Genomic DNA, 24982 nt, shown 5'->3' on the forward strand with positions numbered 1-24982 from the left:
CTTTTCGCGGCGCTGCCGGCAAGGCAGCGCCTACGGCTTCATGATCCTTTGGGTGGATGCTTGCCTTCATGCTGGAAATTAAACACCTGACCAAGCGCTATGGCCGCAACGAAGCCGTCCTACAGGGGCTCGACCTGCACGTTGAGGGCAACAGCGTGGTCGCGATTGTCGGCGCTTCGGGCGCCGGTAAAAGCACGTTATTGCGCTGCATCAATCGACTGGTCGAACCCAGCTCCGGCTCGATCAAACTCAACGGCCACGAGCTGGTCAACTTGAAAGGCGGCGATTTACGTCGCGCGCGACGCAAAATCGGCATGGTGTTTCAGGGCTTTAACCTGCTGGACCGCCTTACCGTGATGGAAAACGTACTGGCCGGGCGGCTGGGCTACTTAAGCCTCTATCAGGCGGTCATGCGGCGCTACCCACCGGCGGATATCGAACGCGCCTTTACGCTCATGGAACGCGTGGGAATCGCCCACTATGCCAACAAGCGCGCGGATGAGCTTTCCGGCGGGGAGCGCCAGCGGGTGGGCGTGGTGCGCGCGCTCATGCAGGAGCCTGACGTGCTGTTGGCCGACGAGCCCACCGCCTCGCTCGATCCGCGCACGTCCGAGCAAATCATGGTGCTGTTGCAAAGTCTGGCCAGCGAGCTGTCGCTGCCGGTGTTGATCAATATTCATAACGTCACCCAGGCCAAGGCGTATACCGAGCGCATTGTCGGGCTGCGTCACGGCAAAATGATCTTTGACGGCGTGCCGGCCGACTTTAATCAGGACGCGTTGGACGCCATTTACGGCGGTATCGAATCACCCGATGAATCCAGCGGCGACGGCGACGCGGAACAAGGGGCGCTGCCATGACCCCACAGCGCCACTGGAAAAAGCCGCCGTTTATTCAAAATCCCTGGCTACGCTACGGCCTGTGGGCAGGCGCCACGCTGTATCTGCTCGTGGCGCTATGGTCACTGCCGTTCGACTGGGCGCGCATTACCGAAGGCCTGCCCCGGGCAGCGCGGATTTTCAGCGGCGGCTTCCCGCCCAGCTTCGAGCGTCTGGACCTGCTGACCAAAGGCTTCAAGGAAAGCTTTCAAATCGCCATTCTGGCGACGCTGCTGGGCGTCGCGCTGTCTATCCCCTGCGCGGTCATGGCCGCGCGCAATATCTCGCCGCTGCCGGTTTACCTGTTCGGCCGCGCGGTGATTATCGTCTCGCGCAGCTTTCATCCGGTGATTGTCGCCATTCTGTTCGTCGCCGCCGTCGGCTTTGGCCCGCTGGCCGGCATTATCACCCTGACGCTGTATTCCATCGGCTTTGTCGGCAAATTGCTGGCCGAGGAGATCGAAGAGATCGACTGGGGTCAGGTCGAGGCGGTGCGCGCCGCCGGGGGCGGCTTTATGGCCATGCTCTGCTACGCGGTGTTTCCGCAAATACTGCCGCGTCAGGTGGGGCTTTCCATGTATCAGCTGGACAGCAACCTGCGCGCTTCGGCGGTGGTCGGCATTGTCGGCGCCGGCGGCATCGGCAGCACGCTGATGAATGCGTTTGGCCGCTACGACTACGCCTTTGCGTTCGCCATTCTGCTCATCATCATCGCGGTGATTCTGGTTAGCGAAGGAATCAGCGGCTGGGTAAGGAAAAAAATATGGTAGATCACGCACACAAGCTGGCCAATCGTGTCTGGCAGCGCCATAGCCGCAAGCAGCGTTTATCGCGCTACGGCGTGTTTTTCATCACGCTGCTGGTGGTGGTCTGGGCCGTCCGCGATATCGACATTTTCTGGCCCTGGGTATGGGACGCGCCGACGCAGATTGCCAACCTCGGCGGACGCATGTGGCCGCCCAGCGCCGCCGGGCTTGGCGCCATTATCCGCGCGCTGATCGAGACGGTGCATATCGCCACGCTGGCGACGTTTCTGACCATTTTCATCGCCCTGCCCGTAGCCTATATCGCGGCGCAAAATACCACGCCGAACCGCGCCTGCCTGTGGCTGGGGCGCTTTATTCTCGTTTCCAGCCGCTCGGTCAACACCATTATCTGGGCACTGCTGTTCGTGGCCATCTTCGGCCCCGGCGTGCTGGCCGGCATTCTCGCCATCGCGTTCCGCTCGATCGGCTTTATCGGCAAGCTGATGGGCGAGGCCATCGAGGAGATCGACCGCCGTCCGGTCGAAGCCATGCAGGCCACCGGCGCCTCCAAGGCCAAGGTGATTGCCTACGCCATTGTGCCCCAGGTCATGCCGGCCTTTTTTGCCATCGTGATTCTGCGCTGGGATATCAATATCCGCGAGTCGACCGTGCTGGGGCTGGTCGGCGCCGGCGGCATCGGCGTGATTCTGCAAAGCGCGATTGATACCTTCGCCTGGCCCACCGTGGCTACCATCCTGATGGCGATTATCGTGCTGGTACTAATCGGTGAAGCCATCACCAGCCTGCTACGCCGCCGGGTCATGTAGCGTGCCCTGCACAGCACGTCAGTTGACCTTCATCACCCCGCTTGCCATGGTGAAGCTATCGTTTCAACCCCGGTCGCTTCAACCCCGGCCGCCCCACCCCCAACCATCTCGACCAAGGAGGATGCGCAACGATGACAACCTATATCGTAGTAGCCGACGCCGCGCGTGCGCGCATTTTTACCCGCGATGCGCTGACGCTCATCGAACAGGAGAATCTGGTTCACGCAGAGGGGCGCCTGCACGAGGGCGACCTGGTGACCGACAGCCCCGTCGCCGAGGCGACGTCAAGCGCTGCCCGCACCTCGGATGAAGGCACAGCCTCCCAGCATGAAAAAGAGATGTTTGCCAAGCAGGTCGTCAAGCGCCTGTACACGGCACGCACCGAGAACAGCCTGGAAAAACTGATCCTCGTCGCCCCGCCCAAGTTTCTGGGACTGCTGCGCGACAAGCTCGATGCGCCCACGCAAAAGCTGCTGATCCACACCCTGCCCAAGGACCTCAGCAAGGCAACGCTTGAAGACATTCAAAACGCCGTCAGCGACATGCGCTGATAACGTTATGCCGGATCGCTCAAGATAATGCGGCGGCTGCCGATAAGGTTCAGGTTGACCCAAGCACCGCGTGGCACCCGCGCGGCGCTGCTTACCTCCATCTTATCCGGAGCAGTCCCCCATGTTCGTGTCACTTCGAGCCCGCCTGCTTGCCGCCGCCTTAACCGCGGTGGTGCTCGCCCTGATCGCCAACGGTATTGCCAGTTACGTGACGGTGCAAAACCACAACGACGAGCAGATTTCCGAAAACCTTGATGCCGTCGTCAGCGGTAACGCCCAGGCGCTTGATACCTGGTTCAACGCCCGCTTCAGCATGCTCACCGCGATGGACGAAGCGGTAAAAAGCGATGCTCCCCGCGCCGCGCTGCGCCAGCTCAACGCCTCGGGCGATTTCATGGCGACCTACCTCGCCAATCCGGCCACCGGCGAAACCCTCTTCTATAACGATTGGACACCGCCGAGTGACTTCGACCCTCGCGAACGCGACTGGTACAAGCGCGCCGTCAGCGAAAAAGATACCATCGTCACCAAACCCTACGTCGATGCGCAGACCGGTGATCTGGTAGTGACCTTTGCCCGCCCCTACTATCAGGGCAGCCGGCTGGTGGGTGTCATCGGCGCGGATATTACCGTGACCGCCGTAATCGATATCGTCGACGATATTTCCCCGACGCCCTCAAGCTTTGCCTTCCTGACCGCCGCCGATGGCACCCTGATTGCCCACCACGACCCCGAGCTGACGCTAAAGCCCGCCTCGCGGCTCAACGAACAGCTGAACGCTGCCATGCTGACGACGCTAGCCAATGCCAAGCAGCCCACGGCGCTGTCTCTGCAGGGCAGCGAAAAGCGCCTGCTGGGACGTCACGTGGGCGGCCAGAGCGGTTGGGAACTGGTGGTCGCGCTGGATGAACACGAAGCCACCGCGGGGCTGCGCGCCATTGCCAGCACCACTACCATCACGCTGATCATCGTAGCGATCATTACCGCCGTGGCGCTGAGCCTGCTGCTCAAGCTGCTGCTGCGCCGCCTGCATTCGGCGCGTAACGCCATGCACAACGTGGCCTCGGGCGAAGGCGATTTAACCCAGCGCCTGCCCGAAGAAGGCAACGACGAAATCACCCAGATTGCCGCGGCGTTCAACCGCTTTGTCTCGCGTATGGAAGACGTGCTGCTTGAAGTCCGCAGCGGCAGCGAAGCCGTGCACACCGCCGCCTCGGAAATCGCCAAGGGTGGCCATGACCTGTCACGGCGCACCGAAAGCACGGCTTCCAGCCTGCAGCAGACCTCCGCCTCGATGGAAGAAATCACTTCTACCGTAGAGCACACCGCCGCCTCATCCCGCGAAGCCAACCAGCTCTCCAAGGCCGCCACCGAAGTGGCTGAACGCGGCGGTCAATCGGCCGCAAAGGTCGCCGATACCATGCAGGAAATTGCCGCGTCATCGAACAAGATCGGCGATATCGTCAGGCTGATGGACAGCATTGCCTTTCAGACCAACCTGCTGGCGCTGAACGCCTCGGTCGAGGCCGCTCGCGCCGGCGAACAGGGTCGCGGCTTTGCCGTAGTTGCCGACGAGGTGCGCAAGCTCGCCCAGCGCAGCACCGATGCCGCGCACGAGATCAAGGCCCTCAACGAAGAGTCCCAAGGCAAGGTAAAAAACGGCACCACGCTGGTGCACAGCGCGGCGCAGACCATGGAAGAGATCGTCGCCCAGATTACCCGGGTGACCGACGTGCTAGGCGAAATCACCTCCGCCACCGGCGAGCAAAGCGACGGCATCGGCCAGGTTAACGTCGCCGTGGCCGACCTTGACCGCATGACCCAGGAAAATGCCGCCATGGTGGAAGAATCCAGCACCGCCGCCGAGCAGCTGCAGGAACAGGCTGACCACCTCACCGGCGTTATTGGCCGCTTCAAGCTGTCGGGCAGCAAGCTGGCTCAGGGGGCGCTACCCGGTAGCGCAGGGCAGACGCCGGCACTGAACGCGCCGCGCTAATCTGTCGCTTCTGCCCCGTAGCCGCGCCGTCAATGATAAAGTAGGCAAGATAACGCAGGCCGCCAGAGCCAGACCTCTGGCCGGCCTGCGGCCTGATTGATCATCGTCGCGCAATTGCCAAAAGGAGCCCCAATGAGCAAGTACGCCACTGCCGAAGTGCTTAGCGTTCACCACTGGAACGACACGCTGTTCAGCTTTCGCACCACCCGGGAGCAGAGCCTGCGTTTCAAGTCCGGCCAGTTTGTCATGATCGGGCTGGAAGTGGACGGCAAGCCGCTGGTACGTGCCTATTCCATCGCCAGCCCCCACTACGAAGAGCACCTTGAGTTTTTCAGCATCAAGGTGCAGGACGGCCCGCTTACCTCGCGCCTGCAGCACCTTGAAGTGGGCGACGAGATTCTGGTCAGCCGCAAGCCCACCGGCACGTTGGTCACCGATGACCTGCTGCCCGGACGCAACCTGTATCTGCTCTCCACGGGCACCGGCATGGCGCCGTTCATGAGCCTGATCCAGGACCCCGACGTCTACGACCTGTACGACAAGGTGATACTGGTGCACGGCGTGCGCCATGTCTCCGAGCTGGCCTACGCCGACTTCATCAGCAAGGAGCTGCCGGCACACGAATACCTGGGCGAAGAAATCAGCGAAAAGCTAGTTTACTACCCCACCGTGACCCGCGATGAATTCCACACTCAAGGGCGGCTGACCGACCATATCCGCAGCGGCAAGCTCGCCGCAGACACCGGCCTGCCGGCCATCGACCCGAGCAAGGACCGCGCCATGATCTGTGGCAGCCCCGCCATGCTCGACGACACCAGCGCCCTGCTCGATGAACTCGGCTTCAAGATTTCGCCGCGCATGGGCGTACCCGGCGACTACGTGATCGAACGCGCTTTTGTCGAAAAATAGTCATCGGCCAAAAGTAGCCAAGCCATAAAAAAACCCCGGCGGTCATACTGACCTCGGGGTTTTTTGACGGCTCCGTAACGCCGTTACACGGCATCCTTGCCGGTTTCGCCGGTGCGGATGCGGATCACCTGCTCAAGCGGCATGACAAAAATCTTGCCATCGCCAATCTTGCCGGTGTTGGCCACCTCGGTAATCGCCTCGATCACCTGCTCGACCAGTTCATCGTCCACGGCCACTTCCAGCTTCACCTTGGGCAAAAAGTCCACCACGTACTCGGCACCGCGGTACAGCTCGGTGTGGCCTTTCTGGCGCCCGAAGCCTTTCACTTCGGTGACGGTGATACCTTGCACGCCGATATCGGAGAGCGATTCGCGCACGTCATCAAGCTTGAACGGTTTGATAATCGCAGAGATCAGTTTCATGGCGGTATCCTTTAACGCTGTTGATAAGATGGCACTTGTCGGGGTAACGCAGCAGGCAAGGCGGTTACCATTGATGATGCCCAAGGATACACCGCCACCCGCCGATAATAAAAAACCGGTCGTCGTGACCTAGCGATGCTCAAGACGAAATTCCGGATAGGCCTCCAGCCCGCACTCCGCCACATCAACGCCTTCATATTCATGCGCCGCGCTGACGCGGATGCCCATCACGCTCTTGAGCAACCACCACACGGCCAGACTGGCACAGAATACCCAGGCGAAAATCGCAACGCCGCCCACAAACTGCATGCCAAACGTTGTTTCCGGGTTGGACAGCGGCACGGCCAGCACTCCCCAGATTCCGGCGACGCCGTGCACGGACATGGCACCGACCGGATCATCCAGCCGGCAGCGGTCCAGCATCACGATCGCCACCACCGTCATCAGCCCGCCCACCATGCCAATCGCTGCCGCACCGGCGGCCGACGGCGACAGCGGATCTGCGGTAATCGCCACCAGGCCGGCCAGCGCACCGTTCAGGGTCATGGTCAGGTCCGCCTTGCGAAACCACAGCCGTGCCAGTATCAGCGCGCCAAGCACGCCGCCCGCCGCCGAGGCGTTGGTATTTACCAGCACCTGCGCCACATTATTGGCCGAGCCGATATCCGAGATTTTCAGCTCCGAACCACCGTTGAAGCCGAACCAGCCCATCCATAGAATCAGCGTCCCCAGCGTGGCGAGCGGCATGTTGGCACCGGGAATGGCGAACACTTCCCCGCGCTTGCCGTATTTCCCCCGCCGCGGCCCCAGCACCAATACGCCGGCAAACGCCGCCGCTGCACCGGCCAGATGGACGATGCCGGACCCCGCATAATCATGATACCCCAGCGCCGCAAGCCAGCCGCCGCCCCAGGTCCAGTAACCCGAAAGCGGATAGATAAAGGCCGTCATAACCACGGCAAAGGCCAGAAACGCCCACAGCTTCATGCGCTCGGCCACCGCACCCGACACAATCGACATCGCGGTTGCCACAAACACAACCTGAAAGAAGAAGTCGGCACGGTTGGCATAGTACGGCGCATCGCCCCCTGCCAATACGGCGTCCGTGGTGTTTTCAGCGCCCAGCAGAAAACCGATATTCGGCAGGATGCCGCCGGCGTCACCGCCGTACATGAGCTGGTAACCCACCGTCAGGTAAAGCGTGCTGGCAATGGCGAACAGCGCCACGTTCTTGGTCAGGATTTCCGCAGTGTTCTTGGCTCGCACCAGCCCGGCCTCCAGCATGGCGAATCCCGCTGCCATCCACATGACCAGCACACCGCATAGCAGAAAATACAGCGTATCCAGGGCATAACGCAGTTCTATCAATTCGCTCATCGGCATTTCTCCGCAGCACAATCGGGCAGTTAACGCAGGCAGGCAGCGCCTGTCCTGTACTCCCTTTGCTATGCGTAATACGTGCCATATTTGTTTTTGTACTTATCCTTCAAATGGTTACATTAATAAATTGCCCGTCTATCGCCCTGGGGAAACGCGCCGGCACGGCATCGCCGCCGATCAACACGCCTTTATGCACCATGATGGTTCATGGCGGTGGCGCTTTTCTGCATGCGTATTGGTAATGGGTTGCGTATCCTGATTACGTATACTGTGCCTTTTGGCGAACCAAGGAGAACGCAATGGCTGCTCAAGACCGTATTAGCCAGCTCGCCCAGCAGATCGGCGACCGCCTGCAAAACGCCTCGCAGGCGCCGGAAGATATTCACAAAGGCGTGCAGCAGGTGGTACGCGGCGCCTTTGATCGCCTGGAACTGGTCTCGCGGGAAGACTTCGACATCCTCATGGACGTGCTGCAGCGCACCCGCGCCCGGGTTGAAGCGCTGGAAAGTCAGGTCGCCGCGCTGGAAGCCGCCGTTGATCCCAAGGCTGATGGCGCACCGGCGAAAGCAGACACAACCTTTCCCAGGGCAGACGACGCCCCGGCAACGGACAACAGCGACCGGTAAGCGGCGCCACTCCGCTTAAACGCGAATCACTTTCATTGACAACCTGTGCCGCTATGCTAGCCTTTCGCCACGCTTTTCATGCCGCGAGAGGCTCCCATGTCGGCTCTGCAATGGCTTCACCAGGACGCGCACACGTTAACACCGGCGTCGCTCTGCCGGCTTGGCCAGCGCCTGGGCGCACTACCGTGCACCTGCTGGACAAGGAAGCTGTTCTTACTCATGCCGTATATTCGCTTCCCGCTGGCTGCACGTTTGGCCCTGAGCGCCGCGCTCAGCCTGACGCCCTTCTTCGCTCTGCAGGCCAGTGCCGCCGAAACGCCGCCAGCCACCCCACGCTTTGCGACGCTGGACTGGACCATCGCAGAAACGCTACTCGCGCTTGATGCACCGCTGCGCGGCGTGGCGCAGGCCGACGCCTACGGTGACTGGGTCAAAACGCCCGTCATTCCCCCGTCAACGGCAGACCTCGGGCTGCGCGCCCAGCCCAATCTGGAGCGGCTGGCCGCGCTCGCGCCTGAGCGCATTTTCATCTCGCCCCTGTTCGCAAACCTTGAGCCGCGCCTGTCGCGATTGTCCCCGGTGACCACGCTGCCGCTTTATCAACCCGGCACCGACACCTGGCAGGCCATGCAAACGCTGACCCACCGGCTGGGCGAACACACCCATCGCCGCGACGAGGCCCAAGCGCTCATCAACGATACTCAGGCGCTGATGGCGGCGCTGCGCACCACCCTGCCCGCAACACGCCCTCTGCTGATGGTGCAATTCATCGATGCCCGCCACGTACGCGTGTTCGGCAAAAACGGGCTGTATCAGGCCGTGCTGAAGCAGCTGGGCATCGCCAACGCCTGGCAGCAACCCACCAACGCCTGGGGATTTTCCACCGTAGGCATCGAGGCACTCGCCGAACACGCCGACGCCCGGCTGGTCGTGGTCAAACCGCTGCCCAGTGGCGTCAAGCCTGCCCTTGCGCAAAGCGGGCTGTGGCACCATCTGCCAAGCGTGAAGCGGGACGACGTTATCATGCTGCCCCCGGCATGGAGCTTTGGCGCCCTACCCTCCGCCCAGCGCTTTGCCCGGCTGCTGAGCGATGCGTTGACAACACCAACGGCTATTCAGCGCCGACTATCCAGCGGCAGGTAAATCGGCTAGCTTAGGAAGCTGTTGAGCACAAACACGTCACCAGCGAGGGAACGCCATGACGCTTGCGATAGTTGCCACCCGGGCAGGGCTGGGCCTTGAAGCGCCGCCGGTTCAGGTAGAAGTGCATCTGGCTAACGGCCTGCCGGGGCTAACGCTTGTCGGCCTGCCCGAAGCCGCGGTGAAGGAAAGCCGCGAGCGGGTGCGTAGCGCGCTGGTCAACGCCGGCTTTGATTTTCCCAATACCCGACGGATTACCCTCAACCTCGCCCCGGCGGACTTGCCCAAGGAAGGCGGGCGCTTTGATTTGCCCATTGCGCTGGGCATTCTCGCCGCCTCCGGCCAGCTGCCGGTGGAGGCGCTCGAAGGAATGGAGTGCGCCGGCGAGCTGGCGCTTGACGGCAAACTGCGCGCCGTTCCCGGCGTGTTGCCACTGGCGCTTGCCACCAAAGCCGCCGGCCGTCAGCTGATCATCCCCCGCGCCTGCGCCGATGAAGCCGCTTTGGCCGGGCGCGGCCTGACCGTGCTACCGGCGGACTCGCTGTGGGAAGTGGTCGCCCACCTGCTCGACCAGCAGCGTATTACCCCGCACCAGCTTCCCGCACCGCCCGCCGCGACCGAACCCATGGCCGATCTGGCCGACGTGCGCGGCCAGCAGCAGGCGCGCCGAGCGCTGGAGGTCGCCGCGGCTGGCGGCCATAATTTAATTTTCGCTGGTCCTCCTGGAACAGGCAAAACCATGCTGGCCAGCCGCCTGCCGGGCATTTTGCCGCCGCTTTCCGATGACGATGCGCTGGCCGTGGCCGCGGTGCGCTCGGTATGTGGTCTGCCGCTGGAAAAACACTGGGGGCAGCGCCCGTTTCGCCAACCCCACCACAGCGCCAGCGCCGCCGCGCTGGTAGGCGGCGGTTCAAAACCCAAACCCGGCGAAATCTCGCTGGCGCACCACGGCGTATTGTTTCTCGATGAACTGCCGGAATTCTCCCGCCACGTGCTGGAAGTGCTAAGACAGCCGCTGGAAACCGGGGAAATTCATCTGGCACGCGCCAGCCACGAGCGCCGCTATCCGGCCAATTTCCAGCTCGTCGCGGCGATGAATCCCTGCCCCTGCGGGCACCTGGGCGACCCGCGCATCCGCTGCCAGTGCACCGCCAGCCAGATCCAGCGCTATCAGGCAAGGCTCTCCGGCCCGCTGCTGGACCGCATCGATTTACAGGTGGAAGTGCCGGCGCTGCCACCGGAGCAGCTTACCGCGCAAACCCAGGGCGAATCCTCCGCCGCGGTGCGCGCCCGCGTGCTTGCCGCCCGTGAACGCCAGTCCCAGCGCGGCGCGCTCAACAGCCAGCTCAGTGGCAAAGCGCTTGAAGCCGCCTGCGCGCTGGAGGCCGACGAACGCGCCTGGCTGGCCGACGTGCTGGAAAAACTCAAGCTCTCGGCCCGCGCCTACCACCGGGTGCTGCGGGTCGCGCTCACCCTGGCCGATCTGGAAGGCGCACCCAAACCCACCCAGCCGCATTTCATCGAAGCCATCGGCTACCGCCAGCTCGACCGTCTGCTGAAGGGCCAGTAACGCTGCGTTGAATATCCGTTCGCGTATACCTTGACCGGTTTTGGCTGCGCGGCTAGTCTTGGATCGTGACTTGACCGAAAGGTCAGGAAATGGCGAAACCCTCGCCACAATCCGACGACACATCCAGCCACAACAACAACAAGGTATGGGTATGAACGAGACAACCGCTCGCTCCACCGATATGGACGGCGCAGATAAAACGCGTCGCCTGCCGTTTCTGGACCGCTTTTTCAACGTGACCCAGCGCGGCTCAACGCTAAAAACCGAAATACTCGCCGGCCTTGCCACGTTTCTGGCCGGCATGTACATCATCGTGGTGAATCCGGCCGTGCTCAGCGATGCCGGCATCCCCTTCACCGCCGCGCTGTCGGCCACCGTGCTGATCAGTTTCATGGGCAGCCTGGCCATGGCTTTTTATGCCCGCAACCCCATCCTGGTCGCGCCGGGCATGGGCATGAACGCGCTGTTCACCTACACCCTGGTGCTGGGCGCCGGGCTCAGCTGGGAGGTGGCGCTGGGCTGCGTGTTCTGGTCCGGGGTGATGTTTGCCATTCTGGCCATGTTCAACGTGCGCAAGGCCATCATCGAGGCCATTCCGCTGTCGCTGCGCTATGCGATCACCTGCGGTATCGGGCTGTTCATTACTTTCATCGGGCTGCAAAACGCCGGGTTCATTACCGGAAGCGACGCCACGCTGGTGTCGCTGGGCAATATGGACGCGCATCTGGCGACCTTCTTTCTGGGGCTGATTGCCACCGCGGTGCTGGTGATCATGCGCTTTAACGGCGCGCTGGTGATGGGCATTGCGCTGACCACGCTGGCCGCCATCCCCATGGGGCGTTTGTGGGGCGGCGATGAGGTGATGGTGGCCTGGACAGGGCTTGCCGCCTGGCCGGATTTCAGCGCGGTGATGAAGGTGGATATCATGGGCGCGCTGAAAGTCGCCTACCTGCCGTTCATCTTCGTGATGCTGTTCACCAACTTCTTTGATGCCATGTCGTGCTTTATGGCGCTGTCGGAATCTGCACCGGAGCTCAAGGACGAAGACGGCAATCCGCGCAACCTGCGGCGCTCCATGACCGTCGATGCGTTTTCCTCGATGATTGCCGCACCGCTGGGTACCAGCGCCGCGCAGACGTTCATCGAGTCCGGCGCGGGCGTGGCCCAGGGCGGGCGCACCGGGCTGGTGGCGCTGGTGATTGCGCTGCTGTTCCTGCCGTTCCTGTTTCTCTCACCGCTGCTCACGCTGGTGCCGTCCATTGCTACCGCGCCGGCGCTGGTAATGGTGGGGCTGTTCATGATGGCGCCGATCAGCAAGATCGACTGGGAACACTTTGATCAGGCCTTTCCCGCCTTTCTGGCGATCATCCTGATGCCGCTGACCTACTCGATCACGCTGGGTATTGCCTTCGGTTTTATCAGCTTTGTGCTGATCAAGGTGTGCACCGGGCGCTTTGTCGAGATCAAACCGGCCATGTGGATCACCGCCGCGCTGTCGGTCGTCATGCTCATGACCACCTGATCAGAGGCAGTCCGACCCTCAGCGATCCGCCGCCTGTATAGCCTCGGGCGGCGTGTCCACGGCAGCCGGACGTTGAATGCCGCAGCCCTTGATCACCACTTGAATCAAAAACCGGGTGATATCTTCCAGATCTTCGTCATCGAGTGCCTTACGGCCGGTAATACCCAGCACCTGGGTTTCAAAGTCGGCGTAGTGCTGGGTGGACGACCAGATCAGAAAAATCAGCCACACCGGGTCGACCGGATCCATCAGCCCGCGCTCGGCCCACTGGCGAAACACCGCCGCGCGGTTTTCCACCCAGCCGCGCAGCTCGCCCTGGAGGTATTCCTGCAGGAACGGCGCGCCGCCCAGAATCTCGCTGGCGAACAGCCGCGAGCCGGCGGGGTGGCTGCGGGACAGGCGGATCTTGGCGCGGATAAAGGCGGAAATCACCTCGACCGGATCATCATCAGGAGAAATGCTGTCCAGAATCGCATTCCAGCGCGCCATCATGCGTTCCAGCAGGCGCACGTAGAGCTTGCGCTTGCTGCCCATGTAATAAAGCACGTTGGACTTGGGCAGGCCGGCCTGCCGGGCAATTTCCTGCAGGCTGGCACCGCGGTAGCCGTGGCGCGAAAAAACGTCTTCGGCCGCCTGTAAAATCGCCTGTTCGTTGCGCCGGCGAATGGTGCCGGCTTCGTGTTCGCTGGTGGAATCAGCCTTGGCCATGGCGCTCGCTCTATCGTAGACATGCTTTAGCAAAGCTAAAGCTTGCCTGAAAAGCCGGTGCCAAGGCAATTCAGCCGCGCAGCGCCTCACCGGCAAAGTGCCGGCAACGCGCTAGAATTAATCCAAAGCATCACAGCAAAAAACTTGATAAAGCTGACCACATGGTCAAGAATTGAAATGTCCTCTACACTCGGCCAACAGCATAATCCGCCACGACAATGACAACCGGAGCCGACCATGATTGATTTCTACCTCAACGGTAAGCGCCAGCGCCTGACCAGCGTCAGCGCCGATACCAGCATTCTGGAGCTGGTGCGCGAGCAGCTCGGCCAGACCGGCACCAAGGAAGGCTGCGCCTCTGGCGACTGCGGCGCCTGCACCGTGGCCATCGGTGAGCCCGACGCCAACGGCACGCTTCACTACCAGAGCGCCAACAGCTGCATTACCCCGGCCCACCAGCTTAACGGCTGCCATCTGGTCACCGTGGAAGGGCTTGCCGACGATGCGCATCTGCATCCGGCGCAGGCGGCCATGGTCGAGTGCCACGGCAGCCAGTGCGGCTTTTGCACGCCGGGCATCGTGATGTCGCTGTTTACCCTATATGAAGATCAAAACAAGCATGAAGAGCAGAACCAGCGCCCGGCTCCGCTAACCCAGCAGCGGATGGAAAGTGCACTGGGCGGCAACCTGTGCCGCTGCACCGGCTATCGCCCGATCCGCGACGCCGCGCTCACCATGCAGGACTACCCCAAAGCCACGCCCGACTGGGCCGCCAATGCGGCACTGGGTACAGACGTCGCGGCGCTGGCCAAAGACGTCAGCGACACCGGCACCGACAGCGACACGACGGGCTACGCCATGCCCCGCGACATCGCCGCGCTGCGCGAGCTCAAAGCCAAGCGCCCGGGCGCGCGTCTGGTCGCCGGCGGCACCGACCTGTGGCTGGAAACCACCCAGCAGGTGAAGGATCTGGTCGATATCATCGACGTGCGCCAGGTGGCCGAGCTGACCCGCGTGGAAGACACCGACAGCGGCTGGTGGCTCGGCGCCTCCGTGACGCTCTCACAGCTTACGCCGCTGCTGGCCGAGCACTATCCGGCGTTCGAGCACTTGATGCACCGCTTTGCCTCATCGCAGATCCGTAACCGCGCGACGCTGGGCGGCAACGTGGCCAACGCCTCCCCCATCGGCGATACCCCGCCGGTGCTGCTGGCTCTGGACGCGCGGCTGCGACTGGACGGCCCCCGGGGCAGCCGCGAGCTGGCGCTGGCGGACTTTTTCCTCGACTACAGGAAAACCGCGCTTGAGGCAGACGAATTCATTGCCGCAATTTTTCTCCCGCGCCCGGCTGCCGACCAAAACCTCAAGGTGTGGAAGCTGTCCAAACGCCGTGAGGACGATATTTCCGCCGTGCTGGGCGCGTTCGCCTGGCGCCTGGAAGACGGCCTGATGCGCGACGTCCACCTCGCCTTTGGCGGCATGGCGGGCATCCCGCGCCGCGCACCGGCCGCCGAAGCCGCGCTTGAAGGCAGCCGCCCGGATGCGGCGTCGTTTGCCCACGCCCGCGCCGCCTTGGCCAAGGAGCTTAAACCCATGGCCGACGTGCGCGGCAGCGCCGAATACCGCACCCTCGCCGCCGGCAACCTGCTGGAACGGCTACGCCTGATGATCGCCGCCGAATCCCAGCCCGCCTCCAACGACGGCGGCGACAAGCACAACGACAAGAACGGCACAGCAACCAAGGTGACTCTCGATGCGTACGCTCACTGATCTCGACCAGCCCCGCGGCACTCAAGACGGCACTCAGAACGACATCCGGCACCGCAACCAGGGCGATGCGCCCCTTGCCCGCGATGCCGTCGCCAGCCGCGGCGGTGCCGGCCATGCCCGCGCCCACGAGAGCGCGATCAAACACGTGACCGGCCGCGCCGACTACATTGATGACCTGCCAAGCCCTGCCCGCACGTTGCACGTCATGGTCGGCCAGTCACCCGTGGCCCACGGCCGCGTCACCCGCATGGATCTGGAAAAGGTCAAGGCCTACCCCGGCGTGGTTGACGTGATCAGCCTTGCCGACGTGCCCGGGCACACGGATATCGGCCCGGTATTTCCCGGCGACCCGATCTTTGCCTATGACGACATCAGCTACGTCGGCCAGAGCCTGTTTGCCGTCGCTGCCGACAGCTACAAAGCCGCGCGCCAGGCGTTACAAGCCGCCGTGGTGGAAATCGACGAGCAGCCGGCAAGCCTTGACCCGGTGGCCGCCGCCGAGCGTGAAGAGCTGGTGCGCCCCACCCACGTGCACGAACGCGGCGACTGGCAGGCCGCCCTTGACGGCGCTACCCACGTGCTTGAAGGCACCCAGTTTGTCGGCGGTCAGGAGCACTTCTATCTGGAAGGTCAGGCCTGCCTGGTCGAGCCCAGCGAAGACGAAGGCGTTGTCGTACATACCTCCAACCAGCACCCCAGCGAAACGCAAAAGCTGGTGGCCGAAGTGCTGAACATTCCGTTCCATGCCGTGACCGTTTCCACCCGGCGCATGGGCGGCGGCTTTGGCGGCAAGGAAACCCAGGCCTCGCCGTGGACGTGTATCGCCGCGATTATTGCCCGGCGCACCGGCCGCGCGGCCAAGGTACGCGTGCCCCGGGCCGACGACACCCGCGCCACCGGCAAGCGCCATCCGTTCCATAACACTTACAAGCTGGGCTTTGACGAACGCGGCGTGCTGACCGGCGGCGATATTGACGTGATCGGCGACTGCGGCTACTCGCCCGACCTGTCCGAAGCGGTGGTCGACCGCGCCATGTTCCACGCCGACAACGCCTACTCGCTGGGGTCAGCACGGGTCACCGGCAAGCGCGCCAAAACCCACACCGCGTCCAACACCGCGTTTCGCGGCTTTGGCGGTCCTCAGGGCATGATGATCATCGAGCGCGCCATGGACGACATCGCCCGCTACATCGGCGAAGACCCGCTGACCGTGCGCAAGCGCAACCTCTACCGCGAAAGCGACGCCGACGGTACGCCGCGCAACGTCACCCACTACGGTCAGCGCGTCGAGCAGCTCAGTCTGCTGCACGATATCGTGGCCCAGGTGGAAACCGAAAGCGACTACTGGAATCGCCGCCGCGAAATCACCCACTTCAACGCCCAGAGCCCGATCATCAAGCGCGGCCTTGCCTTGACGCCGGTGAAGTTCGGTATTTCGTTCACCGCCCAGCATTTGAATCAGGCCGGCGCGCTGCTGCACGTGTATACCGACGGCAGCGTAATGATCAACCACGGCGGCACCGAAATGGGCCAGGGGCTGCACACCAAGGTCTGCCAGGTGGTGGCTCGCGAACTGGGGCTCGACCTTGAACAGGTGCGCATTACCGCCACGCGCACCGACAAGGTGCCCAACACCTCGCCCACCGCTGCCTCCAGCGGCACCGACCTGAACGGCATGGCCGCCCGGGACGCCGCCAGCAAGCTGCGCGAGCGCCTGTTTGATTTCGCCGCCGTGCACTTTGAGCACGACGCCGGCGGGCTTGACCGCGAAACCATGCGCCTGGAGCACGGCCAGCTGGTGGCTGGCCTGGGCGAGGCCGAGCAGCGCATCGACTGGGGTGAACTTGTCCAGGCCGCCTATCTCGGGCGCATTTCGCTGTCCGAAAAAGGCTTCTACGCCACGCCGCTGATCCACTACGACCGCGCCACCGGCCGCGGCCGCCCGTTCTACTACTACGCCCACGGCGCCGCGGTGTCCGAGGTCGAGGTCGATACGCTGTCCGGTGAATATCGCGTCAGCCGCGTCGATATCATTCACGACGTAGGCGACTCGCTGAATCCGGCCATCGATATTGGCCAGGTCGAAGGCGGCTTTATTCAGGGCATGGGCTGGCTAACCAGCGAAGAGCTCAAGTGGAACGATGCCGGCCGGCTGATTTCCGACGCGCCCTCGACGTACAAAATCCCCGCGTTTGGCGATTTACCCGAGACGTTTAACGTCAAACTGCTGGAAGGCCACCCCAACTCCCAGGCCAACATCTACCGTTCCAAAGCGGTGGGCGAGCCGCCCTTCATGCTGGCGATTTCGGTGTGGTCAGCGCTGCGCGACGCGCTGGCGAGCCTTGCCGACTACCGTTTCTGCCCGGTGCTGGATACCCCGGCCACGCCCGAGCGCGTGTTGATGGCCGCCGAGACGCTGCGTCAGGCAAAACGCAGCCGTTACAACGACAGCGTGAGACCCGACCATGAACCGGTCTGACGTCTGGCACAGCGCGCTTGATCGCCTGCAGCGCGAAGCCCGCCCCCACGCGCTGGCAAGCGTAGTCGGGGTGGCGGGCTCCACCCCGCGGGAACCCGGTGCCAAGATGGTGATTACCGGGGAGGCCATCCACGACACCCTCGGCGGCGGCAACTTCGAGCTGCAGGTCATCGAGGCCGCGCGCGACGCGCTCGCCCGGGGCGAAAGCGGCACCCGGCTGGAAGCGTTTCCGCTGGGCGGGCGCAGCGGCCAGTGCTGCGGCGGCTACGTCCACGTGCTGCTGGAGCTTTATGCCGGTGCCGAGATGCGCGTGGCGCTGTTTGGCGCCGGCAACGTCGGCCGGGAACTGGCCGGGCTGCTGGCCCCGCTGCCCTGGCAGCTGCTGTGGTTTGATAGCCGTGAAGACGCCTTTCCCGACGCGCCGGGCAGTGATCGCCAGCAGCGCCGACGCATCATGCCCGGCACCGGCGGCGAGCCTGATATGGCCAGCGCCGTTGCCGGGCTACCCTCTGGCTGCCACGCGCTGGTGATGACTCAGGATCACGGTGAAGACCGCGCCATTGTCGATGCGCTGCTCAAGCGCGGCGACTGCGCCTCCATCGGGCTGATCGGTTCACGCTCCAAATGGGCGAGCTTTCGTCGTCGGCTGCAGGATGCCGGCCACGATGACGCCGCGCTCAAGCAGGTGCGCTGCCCCATCGGCGTCGCCGGCGCCCACGGCAAGCGCCCCTATGAAATCGCGCTGGCGGTGACCGCCGAGCTTTTGACCTTCAAGCCCGCCGACGCTCACCCCGACCGCCGTGGCGTCGCCCCCGAAACGCTGCGCGCCGCCTTTCATCCGGTCGCGCCCGGCCCACAGAAACAACGTGCCTGACCCGACGGAGATTTTATGACCGACCTGACGACTGACACCCGCGTACTGCGCGGCCCGCTGTTGAGCTTTGCCGCCGACCCCGGCGACGGTGACACCCCTGCACCGGGCAGCGTTCGCCACCTTGAAGACGGCGCCGTGTGGATGGTCGACGGCCATATTCACGCCGTGGGCGACTACGCCGAGCTGGCACCGCACCTGCCGGCCGGCATCGACGTGGTGGACTATTCCGGCAAGCTGATGATGCCGGGCTTTATCGACAGCCACGTGCACTACTCGCAGCTCGATATCATGGCCTCCTACGGCCGCCAGCTGCTCGACTGGCTCAACGACTACACCTTTCCCGAAGAGTGCCGCTTTGCCAATCGCGTTCACGCCGACGCCGTGGCCGAGGCGTTTCTCGACGAAACCCTGCGCGTGGGCACCACCACCGCCCAGGTCTTCTGTACCTCGCACCCGGGCTCGGTGGATGCGTTTTTCAGCGCCGCCAATCGCCGCGGGCTGCGCATGCTGGCGGGCAAGGTGTTGATGGACCGCAACGGCCCCGATGCCCTGACCGACGACACCCTGGGCGGCCTGGCCGACAGCGAACGGCTGATTGCCGACTGGCATGGCAAAAACCGGCTGGGCTACAGCCTGACACCGCGCTTTGCGCCAACCTCCACCCGGGAGCAGCTGGAAGCCACCGGCGCGGTGCTGCGCAACGCCCCGGACGTGCACCTGCAAACCCACCTGTCGGAAAACGAGGGCGAAATTGCCTGGGTATCCGAACTGTTCCCCGAAAGCAAAGACTACCTCAACGTGTATGAGCGCTACGGGCTGGTGGGGCCGCGCAGCACCTTCGCCCACGGCATTCATCTGGACCAGGGAATGCGCCACCGGCTGGCAGACGCCGGCGCCAGCATCGCCTTTTGCCCCACCTCGAACCTGTTTCTGGGCAGCGGCCTGTTTGACCGTCAGGCCTGCCATGAGGCCGGCCTGGCCACGAGTTTGGCCAGCGATGTGGGCGGCGGCACCGATCTGTCGGGGCTGGCGACGCTCAAAGGGGCGTATCAGGTCGGCCAGCTACTAGGCCAACCGCTTACCGCCTGGCAGGGCTTTTACCGGCTGACGCTGGGCAACGCCAAAACCCTGCACCTTGACCAGCACATCGGCCAGATCCGCGAAGGCGGCGAAGCCGACATCGTGGTGCTCGACCCTCAGGCCACGCCGCTGCTGGCGCGGCGCACGGCGCACTGCCAGACGCTTTCCGAAACCCTGTTCGCGCTGATGATGCTCGGCGACGACCGTACCGTTTACGCCACCTGGGCCGGCGGCCAGCGGGTTCACGCCCGGGACGCCGCCTAGGTCGCCCGCTCATCGAGAAAGCGCACCAGCGGGGCGAACAGCGCCTCGCGTATGGGCTCGGCTTCGTTGACCAGATGGTGGCGCGCCAGCGGATGGCGATACACCTCGGCACGCGGAAATTTTTTCGCCAGCACGCCGAGGTTATACGGCCAGTCGACGGTATGATCCTGCTCACCCTGAATCATCAACACGGGCAGCGAGCGTGGCGATTGTGCCAGCAGCTGCGGCATCCAGCGGCGCATGGCGCTGACCCAGGCAAGGCTCAGCTGCCCCGGCTGCAGCGGATCCTGCTGGTGCAGAAAGGCGACAAAGGCGGCATCGGTGGAGTTGGGCCGGTAGCGCCGCGGCACCGCGCGCACAAAGGGGCTGACCAGACGATGCAGCGCACTGGCCTGATGCCACCCCCAGGGGCGCACCAGCGGCGCCAGCAGGATAAGCCCCTCCCAGGGTGCTTCATCTTGCAGGCGGAGCGCATCGGTAGCGAGTATCGACGCGCCGGTGCTCTGCCCGATCCCCACCCAGGGCGCGGGCGCCAGCGCCTGCGCTGTTAACGTCGCCTGCACCACGTGCAGGCAGTGGCGGTAGGTCTCAAAATCATCGATCGCTGCCCGCTCGCCGCTCGACAGGCCGTGGCCGGGCAAATCCCACAGCACCACCTGCCAACCGCGCGCCAAAAGCTCTGCCAGCAGATGGCGATAAAGCCCCAGATGGTCAAAATAGCCGTGCACCACAAACACGGTACCCACCGGCTTGAGTGGCGCCCAAACCTGGCACCAGAGCGAAAACTGCCCGCTTTCGATAAAGCCCGCGTAAACCTGCCTGGCCCCCCGCCAAAGGGGCGTCAATCCGTAGCGGTTAAAGTACGGCTCTACCGCCCGGGCCTCGCCGCTGCCCGGCGACAACGGCACCAGCCGGACGTCTCCCGCGTGGCAAAACGCGGCCTTCAGCGCGTCAAACTCGTTCATCCGCCCTCTCTTGCTGTGTGACCGTTGCGACCCGTTTGTCGGCCCGGTACTCGACCTAATTCTCATCGCGATTTAACAATGCTCGCCAAATAAGGTAAAATCGTCCGCATTTGGTCGAGCCTCCTGCCGCACTGTCAAGCAAGCAAGAGCGACGCTATTTACATGCCTGCACATTTATGGAACTATTTTCCACAAGTTTTCCATAACTTATGCTGCCGGCATCTGCGTCAGTGCTGTCATTTGCACTTCGACCGGCATGAAATAGTAATTGAGACAGTGGTTGAGACGGTCGTTGAAACAGCCGTCGTATGCACTGTTGTATTCACTATGGCCGTGGCGGGCATCTGGTACCACGATTGGCCACGGACACTCTAAGGGAGAGTTTCCATGAGCGAGCGTATCACGCGTCACCGTTTACAGGTGGCAGCTGAACTTGATCGCTTTATCAACGAGCAGGCGCTGCCTGGCACAGGCGTTGATCAAGCTGCCTTCTGGGCGGGCGTTGACGCGCTGTTCCACGATCTGGCGCCGAAAAACCGCCAGCTGCTCGACGAGCGCGACTCGCTGCAGGAAAAACTCAACGCCTGGCACCGTGAAAACCCCGGCCAGATCAGCGACATGCCGGCCTACCGCCGCTTTCTCACCGATATTGGCTATCTGGCCAAGGTGCCTGCAAAAGTCGCCACCACGACCGACAACGTCGACCGCGAGCTTTCCGTGCAGGCCGGCCCCCAGCTGGTGGTGCCCGTCAGCAACGCACGCTACGCGCTGAACGCCGCCAACGCCCGCTGGGGCAGCCTCTACGACGCGCTCTACGGCACCGACGTCATCTCTGATGCCGACGGCGCGGAAAAGACCCGCGAATTCAACTTCAAGCGTGCCGAGAAAGTCATTGCCTACGCCCGCGGCGTGCTGGACCGCATGGCCCCGCTGGCCACCGGCTCTCACCGAGACGCCGTCAACTACGCCATCCGCGATGGCCACCTGAACGTCACGCTGGAAGGCGGCCGCGATACCGGCCTGCAAGATGCTGCCAAGCTGATTGGGTTTGAAGGCGACGCCGCCGCGCCGACGTCGATTCTGTTGGCCAACAACGGCCTGCACGCCGAGATCCAGATCGACGGCGAAAACCCCATAGGCAAAACCGACCCGGCGCGGATCAAGGACGTGGTTGTGGAAGCCGCCATTTCCACCATCATGGACTGCGAAGATTCCATCGCCGCCGTCGATGCCGAAGACAAGGTTGGCGTTTACACCAACTGGCTTGGCCTGATGAAGGGCGATCTGCAGGAAACCATCGTCAAGGGCGACAAATCGTTCACCCGTGAACTGCACGGTGATCGTACCTGGCAGACCACCGACGGCAACAGCGTCACCCTGCAGGGCCGCTCGCTGATGTTCATCCGCAACGTGGGCCATCTGATGACCACGCCGGCGATTCTCGACGAAAACGGTGCTGAGCTGCCCGAAGGCATTCTCGACGCCGCCGTGACCTCGCTGATTGCCCTGCACGACCTGCAGAAGAGCGCCGACCAGCCGCGTAACTCGCGCACCGGCTCGGTGTACATCGTCAAGCCGAAAATGCACGGCCCCAAAGAAGTCGCGTTTGCCGACGAGCTGTTTGGCCGCGTCGAAGACATTCTCGGCATGACGAAAAGCACCCTGAAAATGGGCATCATGGACGAAGAGCGCCGCACCAGCGCCAACCTCAAAGCCTGCATCAACGCCGCCAGCGCGCGCGTGGTGTTCATCAACACCGGCTTTTTGGACCGCACCGGCGACGAGATGCACACCATCATGGAAGCCGGCCCGGTCGTGCGCAAAGGCGACATGAAAGGCACCGCCTGGATCGGCGCCTACGAGAAGAACAACGTGCAAATAGGCCTGGCCTGTGGCCTGCGTGGTCGCGCCCAGATCGGCAAGGGCATGTGGGCCATGCCGGACCTGATGCACGACATGCTGGAAAAGAAAATCGGCCACCCGAAAGCCGGTGCCAATACCGCTTGGGTACCGTCCCCCACGGCGGCCACCCTGCACGCGCTGCACTACCATCAGGTAGACGTGGCCGACGTGCAGCGCGAGCTTGAAGGTCAGGGCGAGCCCGATCTGCTCGACGACCTGCTCAGCATTCCGGTAGAAGCCAACCCCAGCTGGAGCGCAGACGACATCCAGCAGGAGCTGGACAACAACTGCCAGGGCATTCTGGGTTACGTGGTTCGCTGGGTTGAGCACGGCGTGGGCTGCTCCAAGGTGCCGGATATCCACAACGTCGGCCTGATGGAAGACCGCGCGACGCTGCGCATCTCCAGCCAGCACATTGCCAACTGGCTGCACCACGGCATCGTCGAGAATGCGCAGGTAGAAGACACGCTCAAGCGCATGGCCAAGGTCGTCGACGAGCAGAACGCCGGCGATCCCAGCTACACGCCGATGAGCTCGCACTTTGACGATTCCACCGCGTTCAAGGCCGCGTCTGACCTGATCTTCAAGGGTCTGGAACAGCCGTCCGGCTACACCGAGCCGCTGCTCCACGAGTGGCGCCGGATAGAAAAGACAAAAGCGGAAAAAGCCAAAGCGGCAAAGGCCAGCACGCAGTAACACGCGCAAGGCGCTAGCCAAACCCCCTCATGGCCCGTCCTGAGGGGGTTTTTGTTTATGGCGTCGGCGGTTTGTTATCTTGACGTCGCTGGCCTGCAGGCGGCAATGCCCAGCGCCAGCCAGCCGGCAATCAGCAACAGGCCGCCAAGCGGGGTTAACAGCCCCACGCCCAGCCCGCCCAACGCCAAAGCGTAAAGCGAGCCGGAAAACGCCGCGATACCCAGCGCCCACAGTGCCATGACCGGCCACAGGCGTGCTTGTGGCTCAAGCCGCTGCCAGATCAGCACCGCCACGAGCGCCAGCGTGTGCCACATCTGATAGCGCACGGCAGTATCCACCGTGGCGATCGTCGCCTCGCTGGCCCACGCGGACAGCCCGTGGGCGGCATAGGCGCCGAGCATAACGGCGGCCGCGCCGGAGAGCGCCACGCCACACCACGCGGCCTTGTGGTACCCGCGGGAGGCGCTGGGCTCTTGGGGTATACGTTTTTCTGACGGCACGAAAGTGCTCCTGTGTTGTGGGCCACGGATTGTTGGCCACACGCTGTATAACGCGCAAGCGTTGACGCGAGCAGCTGCCGGAAAGCGCTAAAATCGCTACAATAGCGCGACTGCGACACCCACTAAAGCGGTAGGAAAATGACTGAGATGACAACGCATGCCATTCAGCTCAACGGCGAGCCCCATTCTCTCGCGCCCGATACCAGCGCTGCCGATCTGGTCGCGCAGCTCGGGCTCGGCGGCCGCCGCATCGCCGTTGAAATCAACGAAGAAATTGTTCCCCGCAGCCAGCTCGCCGAAACGCGCCTGGCCAACGGCGACAAGGTCGAGATCGTCCACGCCATCGGTGGCGGCTAGGGCGGGCACACTCCAAGGAATATTTATGACAACACTCAACGACGCGCCGCTGACCGTTGCCGGCCGCGACTTCCATTCTCGCCTGCTGATCGGCACGGGTAAATACAAGGATTTTGACGAGGCCGGCGCGGCGATCAACCAAAGCGGCGCCGAGATCGTCACCTTCGCCGTGCGCCGCACTAATCTGGGCCAGGAAGCCGGCGCGAACCTGCTCGACGTCGTCTCACCGGATCGCTATACGCTGCTGCCCAACACCGCCGGCTGCTATAACGCCAAGGACGCCGTGCGCACCTGCCGACTGGCGCGCGAGCTGCTCGACGGCCATAATCTGGTCAAGCTTGAGGTGCTGGGCGACGATGACACGCTCTACCCCAACGTCACCGAAACGCTCAAAGCGGCCAAAACGCTGCTCGACGACGGCTTCGACGTCATGGTGTATACCAGCGACGACCCCATTGTCGCCCGCGAACTTGAAGCCATGGGCTGCTCGGCGATCATGCCGCTGGGCTCGCTGATCGGCTCCGGCCACGGCATTCAGAACCCGCACAACGTGCGCCTGATTGTCGAGCGCAGCAATGTGCCGGTACTCGTGGACGCGGGCATCGGCACCGCCTCGGACGCGGCCATGGCCATGGAGCTGGGCTGCGACGGCGTGCTGCTCAACTCGGCCATTGCCCACGCGCGCGACCCGGTACGCATGGCCCGCGCCATGCAGCAGGCGGTACAGGCCGGCCGCGACGCCCTTCTCGCCGGGCGTATGCCGCGCCGCCAGAGCGCTGATCCTTCTTCCCCCTTTGCCGGCCGTATCAACGGCTGATGG

22 protein-coding genes are annotated in these 24982 nt (G+C 63.4%); 17 read left to right on the plus strand and 5 right to left on the minus strand.

Going from position 1 to position 24982, the window contains the following annotated elements; genetic code table 11:
* The first annotated feature begins 68 nt into the window (after positions 1-68).
* The 6 genes from phnC (at position 69) to B5495_RS08705 (ending at position 5907) form a co-directional block, all read left to right on the plus strand.
* Entirely contained in the window at positions 69-860 is a 792-nt protein-coding gene (phnC, locus tag B5495_RS08680) for a phosphonate ABC transporter ATP-binding protein (RefSeq protein WP_079554996.1), read from the plus strand.
* Positions 857-1648 (plus strand): phosphonate ABC transporter, permease protein PhnE, encoded by a 792-nt coding sequence (phnE, locus tag B5495_RS08685; RefSeq protein ID WP_079552999.1) that lies wholly within the window; start codon positions 857-859, stop codon positions 1646-1648. The genes phnC and phnE (B5495_RS08685) overlap by 4 nt, the downstream gene beginning before the upstream one ends.
* Positions 1642-2451, plus strand: a complete 810-nt coding sequence (gene phnE / locus B5495_RS08690; RefSeq protein WP_079553001.1) for a phosphonate ABC transporter, permease protein PhnE — start codon at positions 1642-1644, stop codon at positions 2449-2451. The genes phnE (B5495_RS08685) and phnE (B5495_RS08690) overlap by 7 nt, the downstream gene beginning before the upstream one ends.
* Positions 2452-2582: 131 nt before the next feature.
* Positions 2583-3002 (plus strand): host attachment protein, encoded by a 420-nt coding sequence (locus B5495_RS08695; protein ID WP_079553003.1) that lies wholly within the window; start codon positions 2583-2585, stop codon positions 3000-3002.
* Positions 3003-3123: 121 nt separating this feature from the next.
* A complete protein-coding gene (locus tag B5495_RS08700; protein WP_079553005.1) occupies positions 3124-4998 on the plus strand; it encodes a methyl-accepting chemotaxis protein in 1875 nt (624 codons plus the stop codon).
* A 132-nt stretch (positions 4999-5130) separates the two neighbouring features.
* Complete coding sequence (locus B5495_RS08705; protein WP_079553007.1) at positions 5131-5907, plus strand: ferredoxin--NADP reductase; 777 nt, start codon at positions 5131-5133, stop codon at positions 5905-5907.
* 83 nt (positions 5908-5990) lie between these two features.
* Here the strand turns inward: B5495_RS08705 and glnK are convergent, their stop codons facing one another.
* Positions 5991-6329 carry a P-II family nitrogen regulator gene (gene glnK / locus B5495_RS08710; RefSeq protein ID WP_079553009.1) on the minus strand — a complete coding sequence of 113 codons (339 nt, stop codon included), beginning with the start codon at positions 6327-6329 and terminating at the stop codon, positions 5991-5993.
* 129 nt (positions 6330-6458) lie between these two features.
* On the minus strand, positions 6459-7706 hold the full coding sequence (locus B5495_RS08715; RefSeq protein ID WP_079553011.1) for an ammonium transporter: 1248 nt from the start codon (positions 7704-7706) through the stop codon (positions 6459-6461).
* A 302-nt stretch (positions 7707-8008) separates the two neighbouring features.
* Between B5495_RS08715 and B5495_RS08720 the strand changes: the two genes are divergently transcribed.
* From B5495_RS08720 to B5495_RS08735, 4 genes are all read left to right on the plus strand, one after another.
* Positions 8009-8335, plus strand: a complete 327-nt coding sequence (locus tag B5495_RS08720) for an accessory factor UbiK family protein (protein ID WP_079553013.1) — start codon at positions 8009-8011, stop codon at positions 8333-8335.
* Between the two features lie 96 nt (positions 8336-8431).
* Positions 8432-9478, plus strand: a complete 1047-nt coding sequence (locus B5495_RS08725; RefSeq protein ID WP_231897142.1) for an iron-siderophore ABC transporter substrate-binding protein — start codon at positions 8432-8434, stop codon at positions 9476-9478.
* A gap of 55 nt (positions 9479-9533) precedes the next feature.
* The gene (locus tag B5495_RS08730) at positions 9534-11045 is read left to right on the plus strand and encodes a YifB family Mg chelatase-like AAA ATPase (protein WP_079553017.1); all 1512 of its coding nucleotides are present in this window, start codon (positions 9534-9536) and stop codon (positions 11043-11045) included.
* A gap of 151 nt (positions 11046-11196) precedes the next feature.
* Positions 11197-12567, plus strand: a complete 1371-nt coding sequence (locus B5495_RS08735) for an NCS2 family permease (RefSeq protein ID WP_079553019.1) — start codon at positions 11197-11199, stop codon at positions 12565-12567.
* A gap of 18 nt (positions 12568-12585) precedes the next feature.
* On the opposite strand, the gene B5495_RS08740 is transcribed toward B5495_RS08735, so the two are convergent.
* Positions 12586-13275, minus strand: a complete 690-nt coding sequence (locus B5495_RS08740) for a TetR/AcrR family transcriptional regulator (protein ID WP_079553020.1) — start codon at positions 13273-13275, stop codon at positions 12586-12588.
* Positions 13276-13512: 237 nt separating this feature from the next.
* Here B5495_RS08740 and xdhA point away from each other — a divergent pair, with 237 nt between their 5' ends.
* Genes xdhA through guaD form a run of 4 tightly spaced genes read left to right on the plus strand, consistent with a single transcriptional unit; the run spans position 13513 to position 19742 of the window.
* Positions 13513-15045: a xanthine dehydrogenase small subunit gene (xdhA, locus tag B5495_RS08745; protein WP_079553022.1), complete on the plus strand. Its 1533-nt coding sequence runs from the start codon at positions 13513-13515 to the stop codon at positions 15043-15045.
* Positions 15029-17524, plus strand: coding sequence for a xanthine dehydrogenase molybdopterin binding subunit (gene xdhB / locus B5495_RS08750; protein WP_079553024.1), 2496 nt, complete (start codon positions 15029-15031; stop codon positions 17522-17524). Before xdhA ends, xdhB begins: the two co-directional genes overlap by 17 nt.
* Positions 17511-18398, plus strand: a complete 888-nt coding sequence (gene xdhC / locus B5495_RS08755) for a xanthine dehydrogenase accessory protein XdhC (protein ID WP_079553026.1) — start codon at positions 17511-17513, stop codon at positions 18396-18398. Before xdhB ends, xdhC begins: the two co-directional genes overlap by 14 nt.
* Before the next feature lie 15 nt (positions 18399-18413).
* Positions 18414-19742, plus strand: a complete 1329-nt coding sequence (guaD, locus tag B5495_RS08760; protein ID WP_079553028.1) for a guanine deaminase — start codon at positions 18414-18416, stop codon at positions 19740-19742.
* Here the strand turns inward: guaD and B5495_RS08765 are convergent.
* Positions 19739-20707: an alpha/beta hydrolase gene (locus tag B5495_RS08765; protein WP_079553029.1), complete on the minus strand. Its 969-nt coding sequence runs from the start codon at positions 20705-20707 to the stop codon at positions 19739-19741. The genes guaD and B5495_RS08765 overlap by 4 nt on opposite strands.
* Before the next feature lie 387 nt (positions 20708-21094).
* Between B5495_RS08765 and B5495_RS08770 the strand changes: the two genes are divergently transcribed.
* Positions 21095-23305 (plus strand): malate synthase G, encoded by a 2211-nt coding sequence (locus tag B5495_RS08770; protein WP_079553031.1) that lies wholly within the window; start codon positions 21095-21097, stop codon positions 23303-23305.
* Between the two features lie 74 nt (positions 23306-23379).
* Here the strand turns inward: B5495_RS08770 and B5495_RS08775 are convergent, their stop codons facing one another.
* The gene (locus B5495_RS08775) at positions 23380-23805 is read right to left on the minus strand and encodes a DUF423 domain-containing protein (protein WP_331712876.1); all 426 of its coding nucleotides are present in this window, start codon (positions 23803-23805) and stop codon (positions 23380-23382) included.
* 147 nt (positions 23806-23952) lie between these two features.
* On the opposite strand from B5495_RS08775, the gene thiS reads away from it, so the two are divergent.
* Positions 23953-24162 carry a sulfur carrier protein ThiS gene (gene thiS, locus B5495_RS08780; protein WP_079554999.1) on the plus strand — a complete coding sequence of 70 codons (210 nt, stop codon included), beginning with the start codon at positions 23953-23955 and terminating at the stop codon, positions 24160-24162.
* 25 nt (positions 24163-24187) lie between these two features.
* Positions 24188-24979, plus strand: coding sequence for a thiazole synthase (locus tag B5495_RS08785; RefSeq protein WP_079553033.1), 792 nt, complete (start codon positions 24188-24190; stop codon positions 24977-24979).
* The last annotated feature ends 3 nt before the right edge of the window (positions 24980-24982 follow it).

It is taken from the genome of Vreelandella subglaciescola, assembly GCF_900142895.1.
GTDB classification, from domain to species: Bacteria; Pseudomonadota; Gammaproteobacteria; order Pseudomonadales; family Halomonadaceae; genus Vreelandella; species Vreelandella subglaciescola.